The 313-nt window shown below is 48.9% G+C and carries 1 protein-coding gene; it reads right to left on the bottom strand.

Annotation, left to right across the window (positions count from 1 at the left end; all coding sequences use genetic code 11):
• Positions 1–44: 44 nt before the first annotated feature.
• Positions 45–313: preprotein translocase subunit SecG (gene secG / locus ACIPIZ_RS28585; protein ID WP_401168839.1), on the bottom strand; the 269-nt coding region annotated here is incomplete at its 5' end.

The following is a 313-nucleotide window of genomic DNA, read 5'->3' as shown; positions in this document are numbered from 1 at the left end:
CTACCAATTCCACCACCTCGGCAAAACTACGTTTGAAACCCTTCTTACTTCTGCTCTTGAGCTGGAGGTACGTCAGTCGCTGGAGTAGCCGACTTTTGCTCTTGAAGCACCGGGACATCATCAGAAGCCGGTTGTTGTTGCTTAGGCACTTCCAACACTGCTGGATCTGGTAGCCCTGCCTGAGTCAGCTGATGAGCCTTCTCTTTAGCAAAGTAACCTAACCCCAAGCTGGTTATGAAGAAACCGGCGGCAAGTATAGCAGTAAACTTACTAAGAAAGGTAGAGGAACCTTGGCTTCCGAACACAGTATTTG

The organism is Pseudomonas sp. NPDC087690, from assembly GCF_044743175.1.
GTDB lineage: Bacteria > Pseudomonadota > Gammaproteobacteria > Pseudomonadales > Pseudomonadaceae > Aquipseudomonas.
Note: the sequence above shows the minus strand (reverse complement) of the source record. Positions and strands in the feature narration are given on the sequence as shown.